19 protein-coding genes and 1 pseudogene are annotated in these 26,795 nt (G+C 41.4%); 10 read left to right on the plus strand and 10 right to left on the minus strand.

Going from position 1 to position 26,795, the window contains the following annotated elements:
• Positions 1-122: 122 nt before the first annotated feature.
• A complete protein-coding gene (locus HWQ38_RS26710) occupies positions 123-485 on the minus strand; it encodes a DUF29 family protein (protein WP_292799765.1) in 363 nt (120 codons plus the stop codon).
• A 425-nt stretch (positions 486-910) separates the two neighbouring features.
• Here HWQ38_RS26710 and HWQ38_RS26715 point away from each other — a divergent pair, with 425 nt between their 5' ends.
• Complete coding sequence (locus HWQ38_RS26715; protein WP_292799768.1) at positions 911-1,567, plus strand: glycoside hydrolase family protein; 657 nt, start codon at positions 911-913, stop codon at positions 1,565-1,567.
• Positions 1,568-1,612: 45 nt separating this feature from the next.
• Here HWQ38_RS26715 and menH read toward each other — a convergent pair whose 3' ends face one another.
• From menH to metG, 5 genes are all read right to left on the minus strand, one after another.
• Positions 1,613-2,437 carry a 2-succinyl-6-hydroxy-2,4-cyclohexadiene-1-carboxylate synthase gene (menH, locus tag HWQ38_RS26720; RefSeq protein WP_292799771.1) on the minus strand — a complete coding sequence of 275 codons (825 nt, stop codon included), beginning with the start codon at positions 2,435-2,437 and terminating at the stop codon, positions 1,613-1,615.
• Positions 2,438-2,579: 142 nt separating this feature from the next.
• A complete protein-coding gene (locus HWQ38_RS26725; protein WP_292799704.1) occupies positions 2,580-2,981 on the minus strand; it encodes a metal-sensitive transcriptional regulator in 402 nt (133 codons plus the stop codon).
• 266 nt (positions 2,982-3,247) lie between these two features.
• Positions 3,248-4,456 (minus strand): LPS export ABC transporter periplasmic protein LptC, encoded by a 1,209-nt coding sequence (lptC, locus tag HWQ38_RS26730; RefSeq protein WP_292799707.1) that lies wholly within the window; start codon positions 4,454-4,456, stop codon positions 3,248-3,250.
• Positions 4,456-5,085 carry an NYN domain-containing protein gene (locus HWQ38_RS26735; RefSeq protein ID WP_292799774.1) on the minus strand — a complete coding sequence of 210 codons (630 nt, stop codon included), beginning with the start codon at positions 5,083-5,085 and terminating at the stop codon, positions 4,456-4,458. The genes lptC and HWQ38_RS26735 overlap by 1 nt, the downstream gene beginning before the upstream one ends.
• A gap of 166 nt (positions 5,086-5,251) precedes the next feature.
• Positions 5,252-6,856 (minus strand): methionine--tRNA ligase, encoded by a 1,605-nt coding sequence (gene metG / locus HWQ38_RS26740; RefSeq protein ID WP_292799709.1) that lies wholly within the window; start codon positions 6,854-6,856, stop codon positions 5,252-5,254.
• A 383-nt stretch (positions 6,857-7,239) separates the two neighbouring features.
• Between metG and HWQ38_RS26745 the strand changes: the two genes are divergently transcribed.
• The 3 genes from HWQ38_RS26745 to HWQ38_RS26755 all read left to right on the plus strand — a co-directional run bounded on the left by HWQ38_RS26745 (position 7,240) and on the right by HWQ38_RS26755 (position 9,021).
• Entirely contained in the window at positions 7,240-7,965 is a 726-nt protein-coding gene (locus tag HWQ38_RS26745; protein WP_292799712.1) for a 1-acyl-sn-glycerol-3-phosphate acyltransferase, read from the plus strand.
• Between the two features lie 72 nt (positions 7,966-8,037).
• Positions 8,038-8,865: an alpha/beta hydrolase gene (locus HWQ38_RS26750; protein ID WP_292799714.1), complete on the plus strand. Its 828-nt coding sequence runs from the start codon at positions 8,038-8,040 to the stop codon at positions 8,863-8,865.
• A 21-nt stretch (positions 8,866-8,886) separates the two neighbouring features.
• Positions 8,887-9,021 carry a hypothetical protein gene (locus HWQ38_RS26755; RefSeq protein ID WP_292799717.1) on the plus strand — a complete coding sequence of 45 codons (135 nt, stop codon included), beginning with the start codon at positions 8,887-8,889 and terminating at the stop codon, positions 9,019-9,021.
• Between the two features lie 38 nt (positions 9,022-9,059).
• On the opposite strand, the gene HWQ38_RS26760 is transcribed toward HWQ38_RS26755, so the two are convergent.
• Complete coding sequence (locus HWQ38_RS26760) at positions 9,060-9,275, minus strand: hypothetical protein (RefSeq protein ID WP_292799719.1); 216 nt, start codon at positions 9,273-9,275, stop codon at positions 9,060-9,062.
• 2 nt (positions 9,276-9,277) lie between these two features.
• On the opposite strand from HWQ38_RS26760, the gene HWQ38_RS26765 reads away from it, so the two are divergent.
• Together HWQ38_RS26765 and HWQ38_RS26770 are read left to right on the plus strand one after the other, a co-directional pair.
• The gene (locus tag HWQ38_RS26765) at positions 9,278-9,424 is read left to right on the plus strand and encodes a hypothetical protein (RefSeq protein WP_292799722.1); all 147 of its coding nucleotides are present in this window, start codon (positions 9,278-9,280) and stop codon (positions 9,422-9,424) included.
• A 153-nt stretch (positions 9,425-9,577) separates the two neighbouring features.
• Complete coding sequence (locus tag HWQ38_RS26770) at positions 9,578-10,744, plus strand: EcsC family protein (protein WP_292799725.1); 1,167 nt, start codon at positions 9,578-9,580, stop codon at positions 10,742-10,744.
• A gap of 185 nt (positions 10,745-10,929) precedes the next feature.
• On the opposite strand, the gene HWQ38_RS26775 is transcribed toward HWQ38_RS26770, so the two are convergent.
• Positions 10,930-11,145, minus strand: coding sequence for a hypothetical protein (locus HWQ38_RS26775; RefSeq protein ID WP_292799728.1), 216 nt, complete (start codon positions 11,143-11,145; stop codon positions 10,930-10,932).
• A 329-nt stretch (positions 11,146-11,474) separates the two neighbouring features.
• Between HWQ38_RS26775 and HWQ38_RS26780 the strand changes: the two genes are divergently transcribed.
• The 4 genes from HWQ38_RS26780 to fabD all read left to right on the plus strand — a co-directional run bounded on the left by HWQ38_RS26780 (position 11,475) and on the right by fabD (position 16,415).
• Positions 11,475-12,959, plus strand: coding sequence for a leucyl aminopeptidase (locus tag HWQ38_RS26780; protein ID WP_292799731.1), 1,485 nt, complete (start codon positions 11,475-11,477; stop codon positions 12,957-12,959).
• Positions 12,960-13,215: 256 nt separating this feature from the next.
• On the plus strand, positions 13,216-14,238 hold the full coding sequence (gene plsX / locus HWQ38_RS26785; RefSeq protein ID WP_292799734.1) for a phosphate acyltransferase PlsX: 1,023 nt from the start codon (positions 13,216-13,218) through the stop codon (positions 14,236-14,238).
• A gap of 91 nt (positions 14,239-14,329) precedes the next feature.
• On the plus strand, positions 14,330-15,322 hold the full coding sequence (locus HWQ38_RS26790; RefSeq protein WP_292799737.1) for a beta-ketoacyl-ACP synthase 3: 993 nt from the start codon (positions 14,330-14,332) through the stop codon (positions 15,320-15,322).
• A gap of 211 nt (positions 15,323-15,533) precedes the next feature.
• Complete coding sequence (gene fabD / locus HWQ38_RS26795) at positions 15,534-16,415, plus strand: ACP S-malonyltransferase (protein ID WP_292799740.1); 882 nt, start codon at positions 15,534-15,536, stop codon at positions 16,413-16,415.
• An 8-nt stretch (positions 16,416-16,423) separates the two neighbouring features.
• Here fabD and HWQ38_RS26800 read toward each other — a convergent pair.
• Positions 16,424-21,231, minus strand: a pseudogene (locus tag HWQ38_RS26800) (ATP-binding sensor histidine kinase).
• 73 nt (positions 21,232-21,304) lie between these two features.
• Entirely contained in the window at positions 21,305-26,788 is a 5,484-nt protein-coding gene (locus HWQ38_RS26805) for an ATP-binding sensor histidine kinase (RefSeq protein ID WP_292799743.1), read from the minus strand.
• Positions 26,789-26,795 lie beyond the last annotated feature (7 nt).

Here is a 26,795-nt window from a genome sequence, read left to right on the forward strand (position 1 = left end):
CAATGCTAAACCCCTTATTCAGGACAGACAAGCGATCGCTCTGAAAAATTACCTCTGAAAAAATGCAATTTTAGTATGATAAAAGAGACAAAATATGTTCAGGTGTCATAGCCGTTAAACCTTCAATATGAAGTACTCACTATTGAAAATATCTTCAGGAGTAAAAGGGCATTTATCTGGAAAAATCTCAGGTGTAAAGCTGTTTTTTGAATTGCTTGCCTTCTGGCTTTAATATAAACTGCATCTAAGCAGTTAAGAGAATAGTTATAAAGTATTTTGGAACGAAAAGAAAATTCTAGCTCATCACGAAAATTAGTTATTTTTATTTGCCAGCCTCGTTGGCAATCTTCTTTTTGAATTTTCCAATAACGATAAAGTAAAAGATGAATTAATAATTGTTTTAAGTAACTTTCTACTTTTCGTCTTTGTTCAATTCCCAAAGCTTCGATTTCTTCTGATAAATGTTGCCAATCGAGATTTTCAATATCTTTATTTTCTAATTGTTTAAGTGTTGTTTCTACCTATAAATAATAATCTTCTTCGTAACGGGGAGGTTCAACAGATTTTAATATTTCTGTTGTCATAGCTAATCGCTGGAAAAATCAATTCTGTAATTATAACATAGGTAAGCGATCGCCTTAAGTTTCAGCCGCATCATTAATAACAACTTATGTGATTTTAGCGACTAAGACAATACTTATTCGGTATTTTTGGGAGGATGTCGCTTGCTATACTTATTTATGCTCGTTTTTTCTAATTATTAAAAAAATGAGCGAATCGGCAATGATAACTGATAATAAAGTATGAACTTTGCCAGAATGAGTACGTCAATGATTATTGTTAGCAAAAAGAGCAAATTTGAAGGAGTCGGACTCTGAAAGGCTTTGAATTCAAAGGCGTTGAAAAACTTATTGGGCCAATAGCCGCGCTTCTCGGCTTTGTATATTTGTTGCAATGGTATATTGGAGACTTGCGATCGCCTTCTGATCCCATCTTTGAAGAGAAACAGCCGCCTTTGGTGATGAAACAGGGCGATCCCTATATCCGTGCTTTAATGCGAACTATTTCGGCGAGTGAGGCTAGTGGAAACCGTCCCTATTCGCTGTTGTATGGTGGACAACAAGTCAACGATCTTAGCCGACATCCTGAGATATGCGTCACAATTGTCACAGGCCCCAACACAGGTAATTGTTCCACTGCTGCTGGTAGATATCAAATTATCAACGTTACTTGGTATCGTTTAGCCCCGCGTTATCACCCAAAGCCGATGCAGATGATGTTTTGGACTGCTTATAGTTTTGAAGCAGAATATCAAGATGTAGTAGTTTACCGTTGGTTAAATGATTCTAAAGTTTGGGGAATTGATATTTCCCAACAGTTGCGTCACGGAAAGTTAAATGATGTTTTGCGGCGACTCTCTCCCACCTGGACAAGTCTCGGATATGGTATACAAACAAATTTTGTTAGTAGCTCTTTGCCTAAAGTTTATCAGAAAATGTTGCAAGAGGAATTAACCGCAGCCAAGCAACCAACCCCTTCAGGGAATTCAAAATTCAAAATGAATTAACTTATGAATTAGGGTAGCAACGGTTAAAGAAGTAGGGAAGTTATTCTAGTTTTGAATTTGCTTTTTAAAAAAATATTTGATATTTTGCACAAATTCTCCAGCATTTTCAAAGTGAATGTTATGTGCAGTATTACTAATTACTTTTAGTTGGGCAATTTTACATATATTAGCCATTTCTGTATTTATATCTCTAAACTTTTCATCATTTTCACCAGCTACTAAAAGTAAAGGCATTGTATTATCTTTGAGTTTTTCCCATAAAGATGGTTGATTACCAGTCCCCATAAATTGGAGTGATTTCGTTAATTCAGTCAGATGATTCTGCAAACGATTTTCTAGCAATCTTTCAAATTCTGGATGATTTTTGATAGAACCAAAAATTGGCTGACTATACCAATTTGACACAAAAGCAGCAAAATCAGTTTTAATAATACTTCTGCTTAATTTTCTAGCTATTTGAGCATCACGTCTAACTCGTTCTAATCGATCTGCTTCTGTTGCTAAACCTGGGGAAGCTGATTCTAATACAACTTTAACAAAACGTTCTGGGAAATGTAAAGTTAGGTATAAAGCCAATCTTCCACCCATTGAATAACCAATTAAGTAGCATTTATCTATTTTTAATTCATCTAATAAATTGATTATTGCTTGAGCCGTGGGTTCTATTTTATAGTATTCATCACCTCCTAAAACTTGGGTTTTACCATGTCCTGGCAAGTCAAGAGTGAGATAAGAAAAATCCTCAGCTAGTAATTTTATAGCTTCATCAAATTCATTAATGTTTCCCATGAAGCCGTGCAAGAAAAGAATTAGAGGTTTGTTTATATTGACATTTAAATAATAGTTAAATTTATATTTTTTTAAAGTCATTTCCGCAAGCTTCATTAGGAATTACGAATTACGAATTATTTTAATTTTGGCATAAATAACCCTCTGCCTGAGTCAATACAGCAAATCTGGCATCTCTACAAAATGTCTTGTCGTGCTAGTTAATTTTTTCTTTTTGTAATTATTAAGGTAAAAATCGATCTAAAGCAGCTTTTAGCTGTTTAATTTCAAGATCAATATTACCCTCTTGTGCGGCTCTAGCAATACACTCAGTTAAATGTTCATCCAAAACAATTCGCGCTACCCGATCCAATGCGCCGCGCACTGCGGCAATTTGCAGTAGAACATCAGGACAAGGGGTACTTTGCTGCACCATTCCCTTAATACCGCGAACATGTCCTTCTATACGCGATAATCGATTAACAATTCGCCGTAAAGACTCTTCGCTATGGACATGAGGATGAGTCGATTCTTCACTCCCATGAGTATGATCTGTATACTCATGGTCTGTATCTTGATGGTGGGAATGTTCTGCTTGCTGGGATATTGGCAAGGATTCCTTGCCTAATCGGTTTGATACATTCATGAGTTATCAAAGAACTTGTAGTTTTAAGATCCTAATTTAGGACTCGACCAACCAAAAATTTCTAGGTCAGGGTGGAGAGTGGAGGAATGAGGGAGAATTAGAATTTCGTTTATTTAGCTTAAAAGACTTCCAAATAAAAAATATCCAACTATTTCTTGTGGGATGGGCGTCTCGCCCGTCCTAAGAACTGGGCGGACTAGAGACCTTACCCCACAAGACTCGTTCTTCTGCCTCATCTCCTCCACTCTCCATCCCCCCTAACTCTACTACTGACGATTAGCTTTTTCTTGGGGAATAATTTCTGTTACTACTCTACCGCTAGAACTGCCACCTTTGACAACAATATTTTCTGTTTGCAGATTACCAACGGCTGTTTCACCCCGAAAATTTAACGGTGGGTCAACTTGCCGATAAACTATATTTCCCTGAGCTTCAACTAACTTATTGTCTAAATACCAAGTTAATGAATTAGATTTCAAAGACTGGCGACGCTGACCAATGGCGTTGACATTACCTGTTAAATAAACCGTTTTTTGCGGTATTTTCATTTCACCTTGATTGGCGGTAACAGTAAGATTTTCGACACGCTGGAACATCCGCACGGGGGAATTTGTAATCACAGTTTCTGCGTTCATGTTCCAGGTCATAGAGTTACTAGCTATTTGCACTGGTGGGTCTAGTAATTCTAATTGAGCATTCTGTTGAATAGTAGCAATTTTCGTTTTTAAGTTGACTTCGGCAGAATTTCCTTTACCGCGATCGCTAATTTTATTATCTTTATATCGGTCAATTTGGATGGGGCGATCGCCAATCAATTTTTCTTCTTTGATTTTCCAAATTAAATGCTCGGTTATGACTTGCATCTGGGGATCAACGGAATTTGCTACTACCCCTCCAGAAAATTCCATGCGCTGTTCGCGGGTTTTAACTCGCGCTTCCTGTGCCACTGCTTGTAGTTGTTTATGACTCCCGTTAATCTGGTTGCGGACAATCAACAAATCTTCTTGAGGACGCCATTCTAATTCATTACCTTGCAACACAACCCCATTATTAGGATCTGTGGCAAATATTTTACCCTTAAGAAACAACTGCTTCCCATTTTGTTCAATGTCTGCTACATCTGCCTTGATTTGGTAAACCACTTTCCCATCTTGGTATAGTTCACCATAAGGACTTTCAGCCTGACCAATTTGTTTTTCTTTGGTGTATTTCGCCCGTTTAGCTCTAACTTTCCAAATCGGTCGTCCGACTTCATCTGCTTGTTCTAAGGTGACATCAAAGAAAGTTAAATTGTTATCTTGATTCGCTGATCCCTCAGTATTTTGTTGAGAAACTGTGGGGGATTTACCCCCGCAAGCAACTAAACCAAATATCAAAAAAAAGGTTAAAGGTAAAAGAACAAAGGAGCGAGTGGAGGAGAAATTTTGGATTTTTTTTCCCACCTCTCTCCCCTTTTGATGAAATTGATGCGCCATTATTCTTGGATTTCTAGATGTCCATCACTACTTCTGGGGTCTTCCAAAAAACCAATACCCGATAACGGCCGATATGGATAGCTTTGGCGAGGGGTTTTTTGAATATCTTCTTTGATGGCTTCTAAATCAATGTAGCGATCGCTTACATTAATTAAGCTGTCGCTAGTCATCGAACGCAAACTCACCACTTCTACCCGCACGCCGCGATAGCTGACTGAATTTACCGCATAAGCCAAATCTCCATCACCGCTAACTAAAACTGCGGTATCATAAGAATCAACTAGCGCCATCATATCTACTGCTATTTCTACATCCAGGTTAGCTTTTTTAGAGCCATCTGGTAGCTGTACCAAATCCTTCGCAATGACTCGATAACCATTGCGACGCATCCACAGCAGAAACCCCTGTTGCTTCTCGTTTGTCCGGTCTACCCCAGTGTAAAAAAAAGAACGCAGTAGTCTAGAACCTCCAGTTAATCGGCACAAGAGCTTCGTGTAATCGATTTCGATCCCTAGTTGCAATGCAGCGTAAAATAGATTTGAGCCATCTATAAATATGGCAACCCTGCCCCGATTCTCCAAAACTTGTTCTGGCGTAAAAATTGAATCGGTTTCAAAATTATTCAACATCATTGTCATACCTCAATTTTTATCCCTGTTATTTTTGATACAAATTACCAACTTTTAGATGCTAGTCACAGCGGCTTATGATAATGTTCCGGGGCTAATATAAGTTGAGCCACGATAAATTTTTTGAGAGAATAAGAAATTGAACAAAATCAGAGTTTGATCAGGACTAATCGCTTTTCGGGGGTTCTATTCGCTTAAAAATTGGTTGGGGTGTACCCAACTGTTGTTTACTCGATAGTATCCCCCATGTCGAATGGATGACAAAAGGAGCGATAACTGAACTTTGTATTTGATCGTTAAAGTTTATTCCGAAGCCCAGCTGCTGATAAATATCGCTACTGATGTTCGGAATAATTGGGGAAAGCAGATAAGCTGCTAGTCTAACTGATTCTAGAACTGCGTAGAGAACTTTTTCCACCGTCTCCTGCTGTCCCTGCTTATATAATGACCAAGGAGCTTGTTGATCAATAAACTTATTACTAGCTTGCACCAGTAAAAGGATGGCCTCGCAGGCTTGACTGAAAGCTAGCTCCTGGTAGGCTTGTTTTACCTGTTCACCTAAACGTAAACCAATTGTTTTCAAAGGATTTTCGTCAGGAATTGCTTCATTGCCGATTGATGGGACATTATTCTGGGCGCAGTATTTCTTCACCATGTTTAAGGTGCGATTGAGCAAATTACCTAAATCATTCGCCAAATCTGCATTCAGAACATTAATGAACCTAACTTCATTAAAATCTCCATCCTTGCCAAATTCGATTTCCTTAAGGAAGTAATAACGAACGGCATCACTACCATAGCGCTGAACTAACGCCACCGGATCAAGGGTGTTACCCAGACTTTTACCCATTTTCTGACCATCTTTAGTCAAAAAGCCATGCCCGAATACTCGCTCTGGCAAGGGTAAGCCAGCCGACAACAACATTGCTGGCCAGTAAACTGCATGGAAGCGCAAAATATCCTTACCAATTAGGTGCAAGTTAATCGGCCACCATGTTTCTAAAGCATTTGCTAAAGTCGGTTCTGCATCTGGTTCAAGTAATGCTGTGACATAACCTAGCAGCGCATCAAACCAGACATAAAGAGTGTGCTTGGGATCAGTTGGTACAGGAAAACCCCAATCTAGATTTACCCGCGAAATTGAAAAGTCTTGCAGCCCTTGATTTACAAAGCTGAGGACTTCATTCCGCCGACTTTCTGGTTGAATAAAATCTGGTCTAGATTGATAAAATTCTGTCAGCTTATTTTCATATTTGGATAAGCGGAAAAAATAGTTTTGCTCGTCTCGCCACTCGACTTCTTTGTTAGTATGAATCGGGCAACGGTGTCCTTCTAAGAGATCCCGTTCTTCTTTGAATTCTTCGCAGGATACACAGTACCAGCCTTGTTGTTGTCCCTGGTAGATATCACCAGATTCCCAGACTCGCTCAAAGAATTCTTTGACGATCGCTTCATGACGAGGTGCAGTAGTCCGACTAAAACGATCATATTGAATGTCTAGTAACTGCCACAAACTAATGAAGCTAGGGACAATTTCATCACAAAACTCTTGCGGTGCCTTGCCTAAACTTTCTGCCGATCGCTGAATTTTTTGCCCATGCTCATCTGTACCTGTAATCAGCAATACCCGATGCCCCAGCAGCCTCTGAAATCGCGCGACAACATCGGCGGCGATCGTTGTATAAGCACTGCCTATATGAGGGACATCGTTTACATAATATAGTGGTGTTGTTAGTGCAAATGTCTTTTTTGTTTTATTCACTAGATTCATGCAAAATATAAATTAACTTATTAAAATGTTTTACATCTTAGCTTTGTCCGGTAAAATCACAAAATTATACAATATTATTCCCATTTTTTCCAATAATACCTTAATACTAGCAAATTTATCAGGTCAACAATCCTTTTGTAATATGCCTCAATTCATCTCATTTTTGCCTAAAAGATCGAAATTAACTAATCATAGTTTTTTTTAATAGTTACTATTAGATGATATTATTGTATTCAGGAATACATAATTTCCAAGGCAGAAAATCTAGCTGCTTTTGTGGATTAGACATTTCTATCTTAAGACGGTGATGGCAATAGTAAAGAAATGTAAAAATTAATTTAAGATAAACTGCCATATTTACTGGAAAAATATATTGATTAGGTATGAGTCGAAATAGCCCCCTAGAGATTTCTCGCGCTTTGGTGGCGGCATTCTCAACCCAAATGTTTCGCTATTATGAGGATCGCATTCCCCAGGATGCCAGCGTACTGGTAGTCAGTAATCACCGCAGCTTTATGGATGCAGTGGTTTTAATGGCGGCGTTATCGAGTCCGATTCGCTTTGCTTGCCATCACTACATGGGACAAGTGCCAGTAATGCGGGAGATTGTCACCGGACAATTGGGGTGTTTCCCCTTGGAGGAAACTGAAAACCGCCTGCAAAGCTTTTTTTCACAGTCGCAGGTGCTATTACAGTCGAAGCAGATGGTGGGAGTATTTCCAGAAGGGACAGAACCAATGGTGAAATTTACTGTGCCAAATCATCTGGGTGAATTTCATCGGGGATTTGCTCATTTGGCATTGCGAGCGGATGTGCAGGATTTAGCTGTTTTGCCCATCGCGATCGCCTCCTTAGAAGAGGTAAACACGTCTGGCTTCCCCTTAAAGCTTTTGAGCCTATTTGACCCTTCAGAACCTTTATTTAACCAAGGTGGTTGGCATCCTTTGGTAATTTATCGGCGGGTTGCGGTGTTAATCGGTCGCCCTTATTGGATTACACCCCAACAGCAGAAAAAATATCACGGCAAACAGGCCAGAACTATTATAGCTGAACTGACGGAACACTGTCACGGCGAAATTAGTAACTTACTGCGTCAAGGTTGCTATTAAGGTCAAAAGAACCGAAGCTTTTATAAGCAACAATCAGCATTCCAAAAGTTTTATACCATTGACTAGTAACAAATGACCATAACAGAAGTTGAGCTAAACCCTTGTTTCCTGACTCCTGAAAGAGTACAGCCAGAGTATCCTTTGTTGGTATATTTGCCAGGAATGGATGGAACTGGCCAACTATTGCGATCGCAAACTGCTGGGTTAGAAACTGGCTTTGATGTCCGCAGTTTGGCGATCCCACGCAAAGACCTTAACACTTGGGATGTGCTAACTAAGAGTGTATTGGACTTGATCGACGCCGAATTAGAAAAAATCCCTGAGAGGCCAGTTTACCTGTGTGGTGAGTCCTTTGGTGGTTGCTTGGCAATGAAAGTGGCGATCCAAGCGCCACATTTATTTAAGCGAATTATCCTAATTAACCCAGCTTCGTCCTTTCATCTTCGTCCTTGGTTGAGTTGGGTATCGCAACTTACTTACTTAGTGCCATCAGAATTGTATGATGTTGGCGCACTGGGGTTGTTGCCCTTCCTAGCATCTTTGCCACGCATTTCTCCAAGCGATCGCCATGAACTGTTGAAAACTATGCGTTCTGTACCGCCAGAAACCGTTCATTGGCGGTTGTCTTTACTGCGAGAGTTTAATGTTGATGAGGAACAGTTAGGCCGCTTGACTCAACCAGTTTTGTTGATTGCCGGTGCTAGCGATCGCCTTTTACCTTCTGTAACTGAAGTGAAGCGGATAGGGAATATCTTACCAAATAACAAGATTGTGGTCTTGCCCCATTGTGGACACGCTTGCTTACTAGAACAAAATATTAATCTCTATGAAATTCTTAAGGCTAACAACTTTTTAGAAAGTAATGCTGATATCGGTACGGGGTTAGAGATGAGAGGATAGGGTAAAAGGTAAGGTGAAGCTGTGAAGGCTAATGCTTGTGGGCGATCGCTCTACGAGTGCAAATCGCCCACAAGCATTAATACTTTAACTACTCAAAGCTATCTGGTTTCAGAACTTGCATTCGGAAAGCGATCGCTCTTTTGCCAAAATGGGTAGGCTTGCTTTCACAAGCAGTGATTGCATTTTAAATTTCTTTAATTCATAGATTCAAAGTCAACAAGAAGCCAATTTATTCCATCCATTATTATTGGAAATTTTTCTGAAGGTATGTTTAACTCCTGAAAACATTTATCTCTATATCTTTCTTTTTCAGTAAAATTAGTGATGGCTTTAACTAATGGCTTTTTTACTTCGTAGCTTTCTGAAGCTTTAGCGATTGCACGTGCGGGTATTTCGTTATTTACACGCAATATTGCTAGAAATTAACCAAGGCGAAGGAAATTTGCTTCAAGAAGACTCTTATGATTGGGGTTTCCAAGGACAGCCAAAAGGCAACCCAGCAGAATATATCCCTGGAGTTGGGCTAACAGTTGTTGGTGGCAAGAACACTCACCCCTGAGCAATATGTTCCTATTCTTGATGGATTAACACAGTTATTCAGACAATAAAATAGTTGCTCTTAAACTGATATTTACGTTTATAGACGGATGTCAAGCCACTCACACTTTCGCTACAAGTTAAAGAGAGAGGCTTTACAAGATGGTATCAAGCAATGGCAGACAAACCCCAAAAAATAGAGGTGAATAAATTAGTTAATTCACCCAGAGAAACTTCAGAAGTAAAAATCCAGGCTCAATCATCGGTAGAAAATAAACCGTCTGGATTAGAGTCTTTTGTTGAAACTGTTGCTCAGACTGGCAAAGCAGTTTTTGACACAGCAGTAGGGGTGGGAGAAGCGACGGCGAAACAAACACACAAGTTAATTGAACAAACAACTCAAACTAGCGGTCAAATTGTAAATCGCCTTAACGAAAATTGGCTAATTAGAAAACTATCTGGAGTGTTAAATCTCAATTGGCTAATTGGTACTACTAACCTTGTTGATTTGGAAAAAGCAGAAGTTGCGGTAAATAAGCTCAAGCAACAGTATCCCAATGAATCACCTAGTCAGATTGCTCACCGAATCATGGTGGAAAAAGCAACTCAAGCAGCCACAGTTGGACTCGCAACTAGTATTTTGCCAGGAATAGCAGTGGCATTGTTTGCAATTGATTTAACAGCGACAACAAAATTGCAGTCAGAAATGCTTTATCAAATTGCATCTGTCTACGGGCTAGATTTAAAAGATCCTGCCCGTAAAGGTGAAGTTTTAGCAATTTTTGGTTTGGCTTTGGGTGGAGAGCGTCTTTTGAAAGCTGCGGGATTAGGCTTGCTGCGAAATGTGCCTTTGGCGGGTGTAGCGATCGCAGCTAGTTCAAATGCGACGATGATCTATTCATTGGGGTATGCTGCTTGTCGATTTTATGAAGCCAAGCTGGATGAATCAACTTCACTGACATCGCCACAGACATTGGCAACATTAAAAGCCGAAAGTGAGAAATATTTGTCAAGTGCGATCGCTCAAGAAGCGATCATGGATCAAATTTTAGTCCACATGATTCTAGCCAGTCATCCCGAAAAGACTTGGAAAGAAATTTTGCCAGAATTACAAGCTCTAAAGCTCAGTCCTACCTCGTTGGATGTCATTGCCCAAAATATCAAATCACCTAAGTCTTTAGATATATTGCTCAATCAGCTAAATCGTGATTTTGCTATGCCTTTGTTGGCTCAGTGTGAGAAAATTGCCCAGCTTGATCATCAGACTACACCAGTTGAGCAAGAAATAATCAAAGCGATCGCCAGGAAATTTGACATTGACACAAATGCAATTGGGGTATAGGGCATTGGGCGGAAAGCAGGAGGTAAATAAGTGGAGTTATGAACGGAGTTCACAAGTCTCAAAGACAGAACTAGCCATTTCAAGATGATTCAAAAGGTTGAATAAGGTTGAATGAGGCTAAACATTTTTAATAATTTTAAAGCCTGCCAAGTCGTTCGAGTTTGGCAGGCTTTTGTAGTATTTTACTAAATTAATGTTCTGTGATTAATCTTTCCAAATATAACTACTTCTCTTTGTTTCAAACCTTTTACCTTTCTTAATCGAGCTTTAGGTTGCTGTTTATCTAGTCTAAGTTTTTGTCTATTTAATTCCTGAGCTATTAATTTTTGAGCGCGGCTTTCAATTTTAATTTGGCTTTCTATTGGCTGTTCTTTAATTTTTTCTTTTAGGCTTTTACCCATTCTTCTTACCCTGACTCTTTTAGGTTAAAATATCATACATTTTCAAGAGTATATCGAGTCATCATCGCAACATTAAAGTAAAAACACTGTTTTTTTATACTTGTGTTTATTATATAATCACCGTAGATATTCTAAATTCCGAATACTCTCCAGAATGGTATAAGTCTATAAGTATTTAGACGCTAAATTATACCTAATGTCCCTTGCTCGCTCACTCGCCATTACCTCTTATCCCCAGTGGGGTTCCCACCTTCCCCACTCCCCTCACCATGAAACAAGAATTTTGAGCAATACTGGTACAGGAAGGAATATTTACACAAAATCCCAAAATGACAATTCAACCTAGTGATCAGCCTTTGCTAGAGTGGGCGGGCGATAGTTTGGCAATTGGATTATTTGAAGATGCCGTAGAGTTAACCGGAGAACTGGCTACTTTAGATCAAAAGTTTTCCGGGGTTTTAAAAGAACTGATTGCCGAAGAAGAATTTAAAGGTAAAGCCAACAGCACTATTTTCACCCGTGTCAATGCTGGTAGCCAAGTGCGGAAATTGATTTTAGTAGGTTTAGGAAAACCAGAAGCACTAAACCTAGATTCTCTACGCCGTGCGGCGGCGGCGGTAGCCAGAGTAGGAAAAAAGCAAAAAAGCAAAATTCTGGCATTTAGTTTTCCATTATGGAACAACGATCCAGCAGCCAGTGCCCAAGCGATCGCCGAAGGTGTCGAATTAGCACTTTACGAAGATATTCGCTTTAAATCTGAACCAGCAGAAGATAAAGGATCACAAATAGAAACCGTAGATTTACTAGGTTTTGGTGGACAAGAAGCCGCCATCATCCGCGCCAATCAAATCGTTTCCGGGGTAATTTTGGCACGACAGTTAGTAGCAGCGCCAGCTAACGCGGTAACACCAATTACTTTAGCCGAAACTGCTCAAGCGATCGCCACAGAACACGGTTTACAACTGCAAATTCTGGAACGAGAAGACTGTGAAAAGTTGGGTATGGGTGCTTTTTTAGGAGTAGCCCAAGCTTCCGATTTGCCACCTAAATTTATTCACTTGACTTATAAGCCAGAAGGTACACCCAAAAAGAAATTAGCAATTATTGGCAAAGGTGTAACCTTCGATTCTGGCGGACTCAACATTAAAGGTGCTGGTAGCGGCATCGAAACCATGAAAATGGATATGGGCGGTGCAGCTGCCACCTTGGGCGCAGCAAAAGCAATTGCTCAACTCAAGCCAGATGTTGAAGTTCACTTTATTTCGGCGGCGACTGAAAACATGATTAGCGGTCACGCCATGCACCCTGGAGACGTTCTCACAGCATCGAATGGCAAAACAATCGAAGTGAACAACACCGACGCTGAAGGACGTTTAACCCTAGCAGATGCCTTAGTGTATGCCGACAAACTGGGCTTAGATGCGATCGTGGATTTAGCCACCCTAACTGGTGCCAACGTCATAGCTTTGGGTGATGATATTGCTGGTTTGTACACTCCCGATGATGCTGTCGCTTCCCAGATCGAGAAAGCTGCTGAAACTTCAGGGGAAAAAATTTGGCGGATGCCAATGGAAGAAAAATATTTTGAAGGGCTAAAGTCTGGCATTGCGGACATGAAAAATACAGGCCCGCGTCCAGGTGGTGCTATTACGGCCGCCCTTTTCCTCAAACAATTCGTCAAAGAAACTCCTTGGGCGCACTTAGATATTGCAGGACCTGTGTGGACAGATAAAGAAAATGGCTACAACGGCGCAGGGGCAACCGGTTACGGCGTTCGGACGCTAGTTAATTGGGTGCTGGGGAGTGGGGAGTAGGCTTGCCGTGAGCGTAGCCGAATGGGAGTAGGGGGAGCGGCAGGAGATCAGGGGGATGAGGGAGACAAGGAGAATAATCCATGCCCAATGCCCAATGCCCAATGCCCAATGCCCAATACCGAACAATTCGTGCTATCTTGAGCTTGCCAGCAAAAATTGTTGCAATAGTAACAGAATTAATTTGGCGGTCAGAAAGTTAAGCTTTTTCGGCAAAGCCATCTGGTAAAATTTGTAAGGTTTCTAGAAGCTGTGAGCAATGAGATCGACTCGCGTAAGGATCGCAATTGACGCAATGGGAGGGGATCACGCACCCGGTGAAATCGTTGCTGGCGCAATGCGAGCACGGGAAGAATTGGGTGTAGATATATTGTTGGTTGGTGATCCCCAACAAATAGAAGCTGCCTTGCCGCCAAAAACGAATTTAGGGCAGGTGGAGATCGTGACTGCGGAGGAAGCGATCGCAATGGATGAAGAGCCTTTAAACGCAGTTAGACGCAAACGCAAGGCTTCTATCAATGTGGCCATGGATTTGGTCAAGCAGCAACAGGCAGATGCGGTATTTTCTGCCGGTCATTCTGGGGCAGCTATGGCATCAGCTTTACTCCGCTTAGGACGATTACCGGGAATTGACCGCCCAGCGATCGGGACAGTTTTTCCCACGATTATTGCTGGTAAGCCAGTGCTGGTACTTGATGTTGGCGCAAATGTCGATTGCCGTCCCAAGTTTTTAGAGCAGTTTGGTGTCATGGGATCGGTTTACAGTCAGTATGTTTTGGGTACAACTGAACCTAAGGTAGGTTTGCTGAATATCGGCGAAGAAGACTCTAAGGGCAATGATGCAGCCGTCCGCGCCCACCAAATGCTCCGCGAAAATTCCCAAATTAATTTTATTGGCAATGCCGAAGGGCGTGATGTGCTTTCCGGTCGCTTTGATGTAATTGTCTGCGATGGCTTTGTGGGTAATGTATTGTTAAAATTTGCCGAAGCAGTCGGAGAAGTGATTCTGCAAATTCTGCGGGAAGAATTACCCCAAGGATTGCATGGTCAAATTGGTTCAGCACTCTTAAAACCAAACCTGAAGCGGGTTAAGCAGCGAATGGATCACGCCGAACACGGCGGCGCTTTGCTGTTAGGCGTGGCAGGAGTCTGTTTTATCGGTCACGGTAGCTCACAAGCTCCTTCAATTTTTAATGCAATTCGCATGGCCAAAGAAGCCGTTGACAACCAGGTGATACAACGAATTCAGTCCCAATATATCCTAGAGCGCGAGAGCGGTTAGTCATTGGTCATTAGTCATTAGTCATTTGCAAAGGACAACTGACAAAAGACAAGGGAGAAAAGGCAAAAAGCTGATAGCTTGGAGATTAGGAGTGCAAAATTTAGGCGTAGCAATTACCGGAAGTGGCTCGGCAGTACCAGCAACTTGCCTACACAACCAGAGATTGACTGAACTGGTTGAAACATCAGACGAGTGGATAACTACAAGAACTGGAATTCGTCAACGGCGATTAGCGCTGCCATCTGAGTCCTTGAGTGTACTCGCTACTGCCGCCAGCAGTCAGGCGATCGCATCTGCGGGAATTAAACCAGAAGACTTAGACCTGATTCTGCTAGCGACTTCCACCCCTGATGATTTGTTTGGTAGTGCTTGTCAAGTACAGGCTCAATTGGGAGCCACCAACGCAGTAGCCTTTGACTTGACTGCTGCCTGCTCCGGCTTTGTGTTTGGTCTGGTTACAGCAGCCCAATACATTAGAACAGGAGTCTATCAAAATGTACTTTTGATTGGGGCAGACATCCTCTCTCGCTGGGTAGATTGGCAAGATCGGGGTACTTGTGTATTGTTCGGTGATGGTGCAGGTGCAGTAGTATTGCAGGCTGCCAAAAGCGATCGCTTGTTAGGATTTGCACTCAAAAGTGATGGCACTCAAAACCATCACCTCAATCTTGCATATACAGGCGCTTCCCAAGAACTGCTCCCCAGTGTAAATATCACTAAAGGCACTTATCAACCCATTACTATGAACGGCAAAGAAGTCTACCGCTTTGCTATCCAAAAAGTGCCAGAAATCATTGACAAAGCCTTGTTTCAAGCCAACCTCAGCGTTGACCAAATAGATTGGCTGTTATTGCATCAAGCTAATCAGCGAATTATCGATGCCGTTGCCCAACGCCTGAATGTCCCAGAACATAAAGTTATCAGTAATCTCGCTCACTACGGAAATACCTCTGCTGCTTCCATTCCCTTAGCTTTGGATGAAGCAGTGCGGCAAGGTAAAATTAAACCCAATGACATCGTTGCTGCATCCGGCTTTGGTGCCGGTCTTACCTGGGGCGCGGCAATTTTTCAATGGGGAAGGTGACTCAATTTTGGATTTTGGATTTTGGATTTTAGATTTTAGATTGATCCCACACATGAATGCACACCCGCGATCAAGAATTTTAGATTTTAGATTTGTTCTGGCGTTGAAATTCGCTTGCTCTCAGACCTTGTTAAATTTTGAATTGAATAATCCAAAATCCAAAATTTAAAATCTAAAATTCGGTAAATATTTTGTTCTTTGTTAATGACTAATGACTAAAACTGCATGGGTGTTTCCCGGACAAGGTTCCCAAGCGCTGGGAATGGGAATTGACTTATTAGATATACCTACCGCTAAAGATAAGCTTGCCCAAGCTGAGGAAATTTTGGGCTGGTCTGTAACAGAAATCTCTCAAAACGAAGAAGAAAAGTTATCACAGACGCTATATACCCAGCCAATTCTTTATGTGGTAGAAAGCATTCTTGCTGACCTGCTCCGAGAACGAGGACACCAGCCAGATTTAGTTGCTGGTCACAGTTTGGGAGAATATACTGCCCTTTATATTGCGGGTGTCTTTGAGTGGTCGGCTGGTTTATATCTGGTGAAGCGTCGTGCGGAACTTATGGATAGTGCCGTCGGTGGAATGATGGCGGCTTTGATAAACTTTGACCCCGAACAGTTGGAAAAAGTTATTGCCCAAACGCCTGATGTGGTGCTAGCAAATGACAATAGCTCGGCTCAGGTGGTAATTTCAGGCACGACTGAGGCTGTACAAGCGGTGCTGTCTCAAGTTAAAGCAAAGCGTGCTATTCCCCTAAAAGTTTCTGGAGCATTTCATTCACATTTAATCGCCCCAGCAGCTGCCCAATTCCAAGACATTCTAGAATCTGTGGAATTTCAGCCAGCGATTGTACCAGTGTTGTCTAATGTCGAACCAATTCCGTCTATTGATGCCGAGATTTTAAAGCAGCGCTTGAATAAACAAATGACTGGTTCTGTAAGATGGCGAGAAATTTCTCTGCAACTACCAGCCAAGGGTATCCAGCAAGTAATTGAAATTGGCCCTGGTAAAGTTCTAACTGGCTTGATTAAACGTAGTAGCCCTGATTTAATATTAGAAAACATCCAGAGCGCTGCTGATTTACCTGTTTAATTTTTTTTTTAGAACTTCATTTCAATTATAAATTCTGTACCTTCACCCAAAACTGAGTTAAAACTCAATTTGCCGCCGTGGGTTTCTTCAATAATTTGACGAGCGATCGCTAATCCCAATCCCGTCCCTTTACCCACAGCTTTTGTAGTAAATAAGTGGTCAAATATCTTTTGTTTGACTGATTCACTCATCCCCTTACCATTATCAGCGATCGCAATTTTTACGCCCTGATTATCCACAAAGGTTTTAATTATAATTTGGTTGGGATTGTCCTTAATTTCTTTGAAACTCCGTCCCGTATTTGATTCATCCAGCGCATCAATGGCATTTGCCAAAATATTCATAAATACCTGATTTAATTGGCCAGGAAAACATTTAACCTGGGGTAAATTACCATAATCAGTTATCACTTCAATTGCCGGACGTTGTTCGTTTGCTTTGAGGCGATGTTTGAGAATTAAAATTGTGCTATCAATGCCTTCGTGGATATTAAATGGCACTTTATAATCTTGATCAGCGCGGGAGAAAGTGCGGAGACTAGTGCTGATATTTTCCAGGCGATCGCACGCCATCGACATGGAATCAAGCATCTTGGGCAAATCTTCTAAGCTATATTCCAAGTCGATTTCTGACTCGTGGTCAATAATTTCCTCACTCTTGTTGGGGAAATTTTCTTGATAAAGTTTCAAGTGTTCGATAATATCGGCAAAGGTAGGTTTAGCTTGTTTGAGACTGGCAGCAATAAAACTGAGGGGATTATTCATTTCGTGACCTACACCAGCAACTAAGTTGCCTAGTGCAGACATTTTCTCATTTTGCACCATTTGTAATTGAGCTTGTTGTAAATCTTGCAATGCTTGTTGCAAATCTTCTGATTTTTCCTGCGATTCGGCGAATGACTGCTCTAGCTGTTGGGCATTTTCTAGCGATCGCTGATAAAGTTGGGCATTTTCTATGGAAATTGCCGCTTGAGCGCAGAGTAAATTTAGCAGCTCAACGCGATTGCTCGTGAACGCCCCCGTCGCTAAATTATTTTCTAGATATAAAATGCCCAGGAACTTACCTTGATGCAAAATCGGGCTACACAAGATACTCTTAGGCTGCTGATGCATGATATAGGGGTCATTGGCTAATGTCGGATCGGCGATCGCATCAAGCAGCACAGCAGTCTGCCTGTTGTTCTTCACTTTGTAAATCAGCTTCAGAGGAATGTCCTGGCTGTCTTCAATGGGAAGGCGCTGCAACACGACTGGCTCCGAACCCTCAATAATTGACCCTTTGATCAGCAGGCGTTCGTCTCGCATGAGCATTAACACGCATTTATTAGCCCCCGCATTTTCGATGAGGATAGAAAGCAACGATGAAAGCAGTTTTTCCAGTTCGATTTCGCCTGAGATCGCTTGAGAAGCTTTGAGAATGGCAGCTAAATCTAAAGCCACAGAGACACTGCTACTGCTGGAAGTGGCGGATGTGTCACTTCCCAAGGCGAAGATAGTTTCGCTAATGGAGAAGGGAGAACGGGTTTGGTTGAGGATGGGGGCGAGGAGTTGGGGATAGTGGTTTTCCAGGTCAGCAACTTTGGCTTTAGCACCCCAGCGAGTATAGCAGTAGTAAGCATTTGTGATGTAAATTTGAGCAAATTGCTCTTTACCCCATTCCAAGTAGAATTTAGCTGCGAGTTCGTTGGCTAAGGCTTGTTCGTTGATGAACTGATGTTCTTTAGCAAGAGTTATGGCTTGGTCATAACACTCAATGGCGGCGATTTTTTCACCCAAAACTTGATAACGTTCAGCCTCGACTAGATACCATTTATGCAAGTGATTCATCGGGGCATTGTGCGCCCACTGGTGCAGAATAGTTTGATGGGTTTGCACCTGAAGAAGAATTTCAGCTTGCTCTGCTTCTGGCTGTGTCGGGAAGAGTGCTAGGTGCGTTAGTGCGGCATAAAAATGGAAAATGGGAATATAAACCAATCCCGATACTGCCATCAAATAGAACTTGACAGGAGTTATGTAGTTGAGGGCAGCCTGATAATTGCCCCATGAGTAGGCAAGCAGCAGTTTGTAGATGTAGACAACGGCGATCGCCGTGAGATCATTATCTTGCTGGTGCTTCAGCAGCATCACCGTTTCATCGTAGATAGTGCCCATGAAGCAATCGACTTGGCTCACCGTTTCTCTCAAATGCTGCACCGTTTGCCGCACTATGTCCAAAAAAATATTCGGCGAATCTTGTTTCACCTGAGCTAGGGCAGCACTGTAAGCAGCCAATTCGGGTGACAACGTGTCCAGGTTTAGACCGGCGAACAGCGCAGTATAGGCGTAAACTGCTATGCTATAGCCAGCGTAGAGAAAATCGCCGGTTTCCATGCCAGTTGTGTAGCTATCTTTGAGCGTCGGTATCGTCGCCAAGAGTGCTTGCTGGTAATGTTGAATGAAAGCCCCAAACAGGTGTAGAGTGAGGCACTTCATGCCCTGAGCCTTCAACCGTTCCAGCAAGGAGAGCGCTAATCTACCAAATTCGTAGCCTGTTTCGACTTCGCCCAAAAAGGCACACTGCACCATTCCATGAATCGCATATCCTACCGTCGAGGCGGGAGCATTGCCAAACTGGAGCGACAACCGCACCATCCTCGCGCTCAAGAGGGGCAGTAAACCTGGCATAACCTGGAGCATTGGTGAAAACAACACTCCTAACAATTGCATCGCGGCTTGGGCGGTGCGATCGCTCATCACAGGCAGGTCAATCAGCCCGGTAATCTCTCTGCCGCTTTGAAGGCTGGCAAGCTCTTGTAGTCCTTTGCCGATTTCGGCTTCATCTGGCGCATTTGGGAGATCCACCCCTAATTGACTTAGTGCCTCTCTTCCCACCGCGATCGCCTCTAACATTTGGCTCTGAGCCGCTTGGGCCGCGATTTGAATGCCGTAGATTTTAACTTTGTCGAAAATTGTCTCTGCCTGCTGCAATACCACTGCGGCTAAGAGTTCCATGCCCTCGAAGTCACCATTTAAATAGGCAGCTTCCGCAGCCGTCACATAGAGATTCAGAGTCAATTCATACTGATGTTGCCAACAGTTTGTTTGTAATAGCTTAATCCCCGTTTGCAAATAATCCCTGGCGGCGGCGTAAGCTGTAGAATTTCTCGCCTTGACTCCAGCTTTCAAATTCAGTTGAGCTAATGCTTGGCGATCGCTTGGTTGAGTAATTAACTCCATTCCTAAATTCAAATGCCCGACAAGATCAAACAGTTTTTCCTCAAGCTCTATTGGTGAGAAATTTTCTCTAAGTAACTGTCCTATTTTGAGATGAGTTGCTGTTTTTTGCTCATCGGGAATCAGGGAATAAGCCGCTTGCTGTACTCGGTCATGTAAAAATCTATATGAAGCTGCCGTTTGTCCTACCATGCGGGTTCGCCCTTGGCGTTCTCGAAGAGTAGCCGCTAGCGCGTCTATGTCTTTTGTCATTTGTTTGATAATTCTATGCTGGGTGGTTGTTCACCAATAATTCTTGATAGTTTGGGGATAACTTCAATAATTACTTGTCCATTTTCTCCAACAGCCTCTAATATTTTGTTTCTCCATTGCTGGATTTGGAGATCACTTTCAGTTAACAATTGTCCAATTAAATCTCGAAAGGCTTGCACAAATGCACTAAAGGGAATATTACGTTGAAATTGGTCATATTTTCCTTTGATAAAATAACCGCGTTGCCGCACAATTGGTTTATGAATTTCGTTAACTACAACAGTTTTACCAATACCCGAAAAACCAGCTACCAGCATCATTTCTGTTGCACCCAGGCTAACTCTTTCAAATGCTTGGAGTAGGGTTGATACTTCTGTTTCTCGTCCATAGAGTTTATCGGGGATAATAAAGCGATCGCACACATCCCGTTTCGCAATCTCAAAATCCTTGATTTTACCATCAACTTATAGCTGATGTAAACAATTTTCTAAATCAAACTTCAATCCCAAGGCACTCTGATATCTAGATTCGGCATTTTTTGCCATCAATTTCATCACAATATTACAAAGAACTTGAGGAATAGGAAAATCAACCTCACTCCAGCCCTCTCCTTGGTAAGGAAAGGGTGCTTTATGCCGGTGAGGTTTATTCATATTTGGTGGCTGCTTTGCAATATGAGAATGTACCAACTCCATTGGATCGTTTGATGCAAAAGGTAAAACTCCAGTAAGTAACTCGTAAAAAGTTACACCCAGAGAATAAAAGTCAGTCCGGTAGTCAATCCCCCGATTCATTCTTCCTGTTTGTTCTGGAGAAATATAAGCGAGTGTACCTTCTAATACATTAGGATTGATTAGTGTCTGCGTTTCCCGTGGTAGTAAAGATGCAATACTAAAGTCAATTAATTTAACTTGTTTAGTATCGGGATTAATCAGAATATTGGCGGGTTTGATATCTTTATGAATAATACGTTCTCGATACAATATATCTAAGGTGTTACAGAGTGCGATCGCTATCTGTAAAAACTCCGTGAGATTTCGTAGACTTTCCCCTGTTCCCCATTCTTTAAGAGAAATCCCTCCAAAGTCTTCCATCACCAACGCATAGCCATTTTGGTAAGGTTCTAGGCTGTAGGTTTGGATGATTAGTGGTGAGTTGAGATTTTTGGTAATGGTGTACTGATTACGAAACTGCACCAGTTCACTGAAACTCGGATAAGGATTTTTCAGCAGTTTAATCACCACTGGTAAGGAGTCAGTCTCTCGATACCCTCGATAAACCAGAGTTCTAGAACCATTGTAGAGTTCTTCACTTACTTGATATCCGGGAATAATGACAAAAGTACTAACCATGCTGCTAAATTCTTAAGGCTTTTAGATTTAGTATTCCCGGATATCTGAGGTTGTTTACCAAAAGAGCAAAAATTTACAAAGGAATTTCAATGATAAATTCTGTACCCTCACCCAGAACAGAGTTAAAACTCAATTTACCACTGTGAGTTTCTTCAACAATTTGACGAGCGATCGCTAATCCTAATCCGGTGCCTTTTCCCACAGCTTTTGTAGTAAATAAGTGGTCAAATATCTTTTGTTTCACTGATTCATTCATTCCTTGACCATTATCAGCGATCGCAATTTTCACACCCTCACTTTTTAGGGATGTTTTAATTATAATTCGGTTGGGATTGACCTTAATTTCCTGAAAATTATGTCCTATATTTGATTCATCCAGCGCATCAATGGCATTTGCCAGAAGATTCATAAATACTTGATTTAATTGTCCAGGAAAACATTCAATTTTAGGTAAATTGCCATAATCAGTTATCATTTCAATTGCTGGACGTTGTTCGTTTGCTTTCAGGCGATGTTTGAGAATTAAAATCGTACTATCTATACCTTCATGGATATTAAACGACACCTTATAATCTTTATCAGCGCGGGAAAAAGTTCTTAAACTAGTGCTGATATTTTCCAGGCGATCGCACGCCATTACCATTGAATCAATAATCTTGGGTAAATCTTCTAAGGTATAATCCAAGTCAATTTCTTTGGCATGTTCTTTAATTTTATCACCTGGATTGGGTAGACTTTCTTGATATAGTTTCAAGTGTTCAAAAATATCTGCAATGGTGGGTTTACCTTGTTGGAGGCTGGCATAAATAAAGCCCAAAGGATTATTCATTTCATGAGCTATCCCTGCAACTAAATTACCCAATGCAGACATTTTATCACTTTGAACAACTTGTAATTGTGCTTGTTGTAAGTCTTGTAATGCAATTCCTGCTTGTTGATATAGTCGAGCATTTTCTAGGGATATTGCTGCTTGAGACGACAGGAGGTTAATTATCTTCAAGCGATCGCTAGTAAATACGCCAGAAGTTAAGCTATTTTCTAGGTAGAGAATCCCCATCATCAGCCCTTGATTAAGAATTGGAGTACAAAATACACTCAGGGGTTGATCTTGCAGCATATACTTGCCAATTAAACCAGGAATATCTGTTTTACAATTATTAATTACAACTGTTTGTTGGGTATTTTTGACGTAATGAATAATATTTACGGGAATATCTTGACAATTGAAGAGTGATTGTGGCTCAAGAATGGTTTGTATTTCCTCATGAGCAATAAAGGTAATTGCCCTAACTTGCCAAGTATCACCAGACACTTGACTCAACGGGGGCAACCCCCGCACGGCAGTGTCCTTTTCTTGGGGAAGAATTAGTGCAGATTTGTTCGCGCCAGAGTTTTCTAGGATAATACGGGTGAGACTGGCGATGAGTGTGTCTAATTCTAGAGAACTGGAGATAGCTTGAGCGGCTTTCAGGACAGAGGTAAAATCTAGAACGTTGGGAATACTGCTGCTAGTACTAGAACTGTGAAAAAATGAAGAAGTCTCATTAAAGCTAATAGTTTCTAGGGAGTTGAGGTTAATTCGTTGCTGTTGCAGAATGAATTGAAGTAGTTGGGGATAGCCTTTTTCTAGGTGTTCTATTTTGGCTTTTGCGCCCCAACGAGCGTAACAGTAGTATGCTTCTTGCATATATGCTTGGGCGACTTTTTCTTTACCCCAGTCGAGGTAGAATTTGGCTGCTAGTTCGTTACTAAGTGCTTCTTCGTTAACGTATTCGTTTTCTTTGGCGAGAGAGATGGCGCGATCGTAATGTTCAAGTGCTTCTGTTTTATTGCCCAACACTCGTTGTTTTTCAGCCTCAACTAAATGCCATTTATGCAGATGATTCATGGGAGCATATTGCGCCCATTGGTACAGAGTCGTTTGATGGATTTCTACCTGAGCGAGAATTACACAAAGCTCAATTTCTGGCTTGGGAAATAGTGCCAGGTGCGTCAGGGCGGCATAGAAATGGAAAATCGGCGCAAAAATCACTCCTGCTACTGCGATCAAATACTGCTGGGCTTGGTCAATGTAGTCGCTCGCAGCCTTGTAGTTACCAAAAGAATAGGCAAGTAAAAGTTTGTGGATATATATCTCGGCCATCACCGAAAGTTCATTAGCCTGGCGATGCTTGGGAATCATGATTTCATCATAGATAGTGCCACTCAAACAATCCGGCTGAATCCGGGTTTCCCTGAAGTTCTCTGCCGTCTGCCGCATAAGATTTAAATGGGTCTGAGCAGAATGTTGCTTCACCTGAGTCAAGACAGCGTTGTAATTTGCGATATCTGATTCCCAATTGCTTAGTTCAGCACCAGTCCAAAAGCCGGCATAGCTGTAACAGCAAACGTTATAACCAGCGTGTAAAAAATCGCCAGTTTCCATACCAGACGTAAAACCAACTTTCAGTATCGGTATCGTTGCCCTAAAGCTCTCTTGGCGATGCTGAATAAAGCCGCCAAACAAAATTAGAATCATGGATTTGAATTCCCGCACATCAAATCGATCGAGCAAATTCAATGCCAATTGCCCAAAGCCATAGCCTGTTTCGACCTCTCCCAAAAAGGTACACAGCACCATTCCGTGAAGCACATACCCCATCGTGGAAGCGGGTGTATTCCCAAACTGAAGCGATAGACTCACCATTTTCGAGCTAACTAGGGGCAATAAACCCGGCATTCTCTGGATAATAGGTGAAAACAACATTCCTAACAATTGTATGGCTGCTTTTGCTTGGGGATCAGTCATCACTGGTAGGTCAGCCAGTTCCTCAATTCGTTTGCCTTCGAGTTGACTGGCAAGAACTTGTAGAGTTTTAGCAATCTCAGCATCGTTTGCCTCGATAGATAGCTCAACTCCCAATTCTAAGAGTGCATCTCTGCCCAGTGTAATAGCTTCTAATAGTCTGCTCTGAGATGTCTGGGCAGCAATTTGAATTTCGTAAATTTTAACTTTATCTAAAATCGTCTGGCCTGATTGCAACACCTGTACCGCTATCTGTTCCATACCTTCAAGGTCAGCATTCAAGTAAGCAGCTTCGGTAGCGGCAACATATAGACTGAGGGTCAATTCATATTGATCTTGCCAGCAGTTGGCTGTGAGTAGCTCAATCCCAGTCTGTAAATAGACTCTGGCCGCAACATAAGCGGTAGAATTTTTGGCTTTACCTCCTGCTGTCAAGTTAAGTTGAGCCAAGGCTTCTCGTTCGCTTGATTCGGTAATTAACTCTTGTCCTAGATTCAAATGCCCGACAATATCAAACAGTTTTTCCTCTTGTTCTCTCACAGAGGAATTTTGTAGAAGTAATTGGCCAATTTTGAGATGAGTTGCTTGTTTTTGGTTATCAGGAATTAGAGAATAGGCAGCTTGTTGTACTCTGTCATGTAAAAATCTATATTTGGCTAATTGTTTCTTGATATTCCTATTTGACAGCGCCAATTTATCATGAGCTTCTCCCTGATAAAACTTATAAACATCACTAATGGGTAAAATCAACCCTTCTTGTAAAGCTTTCCATAAACTAGCAGCCGTTTCAATTTCTGATGATTCCGAAACAATTGCCAAAGTTGATAAATCAAATTGATTGCCAATACAAGCTGCTAACTGCAATACCTTTTGAGTTGATTGAGGCAGTCTTTGTAATTGTAATACCATGAACTTAACAACATCATCTGTAACCGCTTGCTGATTTATTTGTGTGATATCACATTGCCAACATCCTGACTCCAAGTTAAATTCAATTAATCCATCTTGATGTAATGCGTAGAGAAACTGGATAGCAAAAAATGGATTACCTTGAGTTTTTTGAGATACCAATACAGAAAGAGGTAATGCCAAATTTTCTGTACATTTAAGTGTATCAGCAACTAATTGATTCACTTGCCCTTGACTCAGTGGTGCTAAAGTAATCGTATTAATTGTAGCTGCTGTTTTTTGGATCTCATTCAAAGTCAAGATTAACGGATGTGATGGGTTGACTTCGTTATCACGATAAGCACCAATTAAGAAAAGATGCTTTGTATCAGCCATTAATAACTGCATTAACATCAGCGATGCCGAATCAGCCCATTGCAAGTCATCTAAAAACATCACTAATGGATGTTCAACACTGGTAAAGACTTGGGTAAATTTCTGAAATAATAAATTAAATCTATTTTGTGCCGCAGTTCCTGATAATTCTGGTACTGCTGGTTGAATACCAATAATTCTTGATAATTCGGGGATAACTTGAATAATTACCTGTCCATTTTCTCCAATAGCTGCTAAAATGCGGCTTTTCCATTGCTGGATTTGAGCATCGCTTTCTGTTAACAATTGCCACATTAAATCCCGGAAGGCTTGCACAAATGCACTGAAGGGAATATTCCGTTGAAATTGGTCATATTTCCCTTTAATAAAATAACCTCGTTGTTTGACAATTGGTTTATGAACTTCGTTAACTACAACGGTTTTACCAATACCCGAAAAACCAGCTACCAGCATCATTTCTGTGGCACCAAGGCTAACTCTTTCAAATGCTTGGAGTAGGTTTTCTACTTCTGTTTCTCGTCCATAGAGTTTATCAGGGATAATAAAGCGATCGCAGACATCCCTTTGGGCAATTGAAAAACTCTTAATCTCACCAGTTTCTTGAAGTTGAATTAAACAATTTTCTAAATCAAATTTAATTCCTAATGCACTTTGATAGCGATCTTCAGCATTTTTCGCCATCAATTTCATCACGATATCACAAAGAACTTGGGGAATAGTCAAAGCAACCTCACCCCAACCCTCTCCTTGGTAAGCAGAGGGTGCTTTATGCGGGTGAGGTTTATTCATATTTGATGGAAGTTTTGCAATATGACAATGCACTAACTCCATCGGGTCGTTTGATTGAAACGGTAATTCTCCCGTTAATAATTCGTAGAAAGTTACACCTAAAGAATAAAAATCAGTCCGGTAGTCAATCCCGCGATTCATTCTTCCTGTTTGTTCTGGGGAAATATAAGCGAGTGTCCCTTCTAAGATATTGGGATTGATTAGTGTTTGGGTTTCCCGTGGTAGTAAAGATGCAATACTAAAGTCAATTAATTTAACTTGTTTGGTTTCGGGATTAATCAGAATATTGGCAGGTTTGATGTCTTTTTGAATAATTCGCTGATGATAGAGTATATCTAAGGCATTGCACAGTGCGATCGCTATTTCTAAAAACTCTTGTAGAGATTGTCGGATTCCCTTCACTCCCCAATCCTTCAGAGAAATCCCGCCGAAGTCTTCCATTACCAACGCATAGCCATTTTGGTAGGGTTCCAGACTGTATGTTTGGATAAAAAGAGGTGAGTTGAGATTTTTAGCTATGGTGTACTGATTACGAAACTGCACCAGTTCACTGAAACTCGGATAAAGATTTTTCAGCAGTTTAATCACCACTGGTAAGGAGTCAGTTTCTCGATACCCGCGATAAACCAGAGTTTTGGAACCATTGTAGAGTTCTTCGTTAACTTGATGTCCGGGAATATTGACTCTTGTACTAACCATACTGCTA

Origin of the sequence: Nostoc sp. NMS7, assembly GCF_017115085.1 — a bacterium.
Taxonomy (GTDB): Bacteria; Cyanobacteriota; Cyanobacteriia; order Cyanobacteriales; family Nostocaceae; genus Nostoc.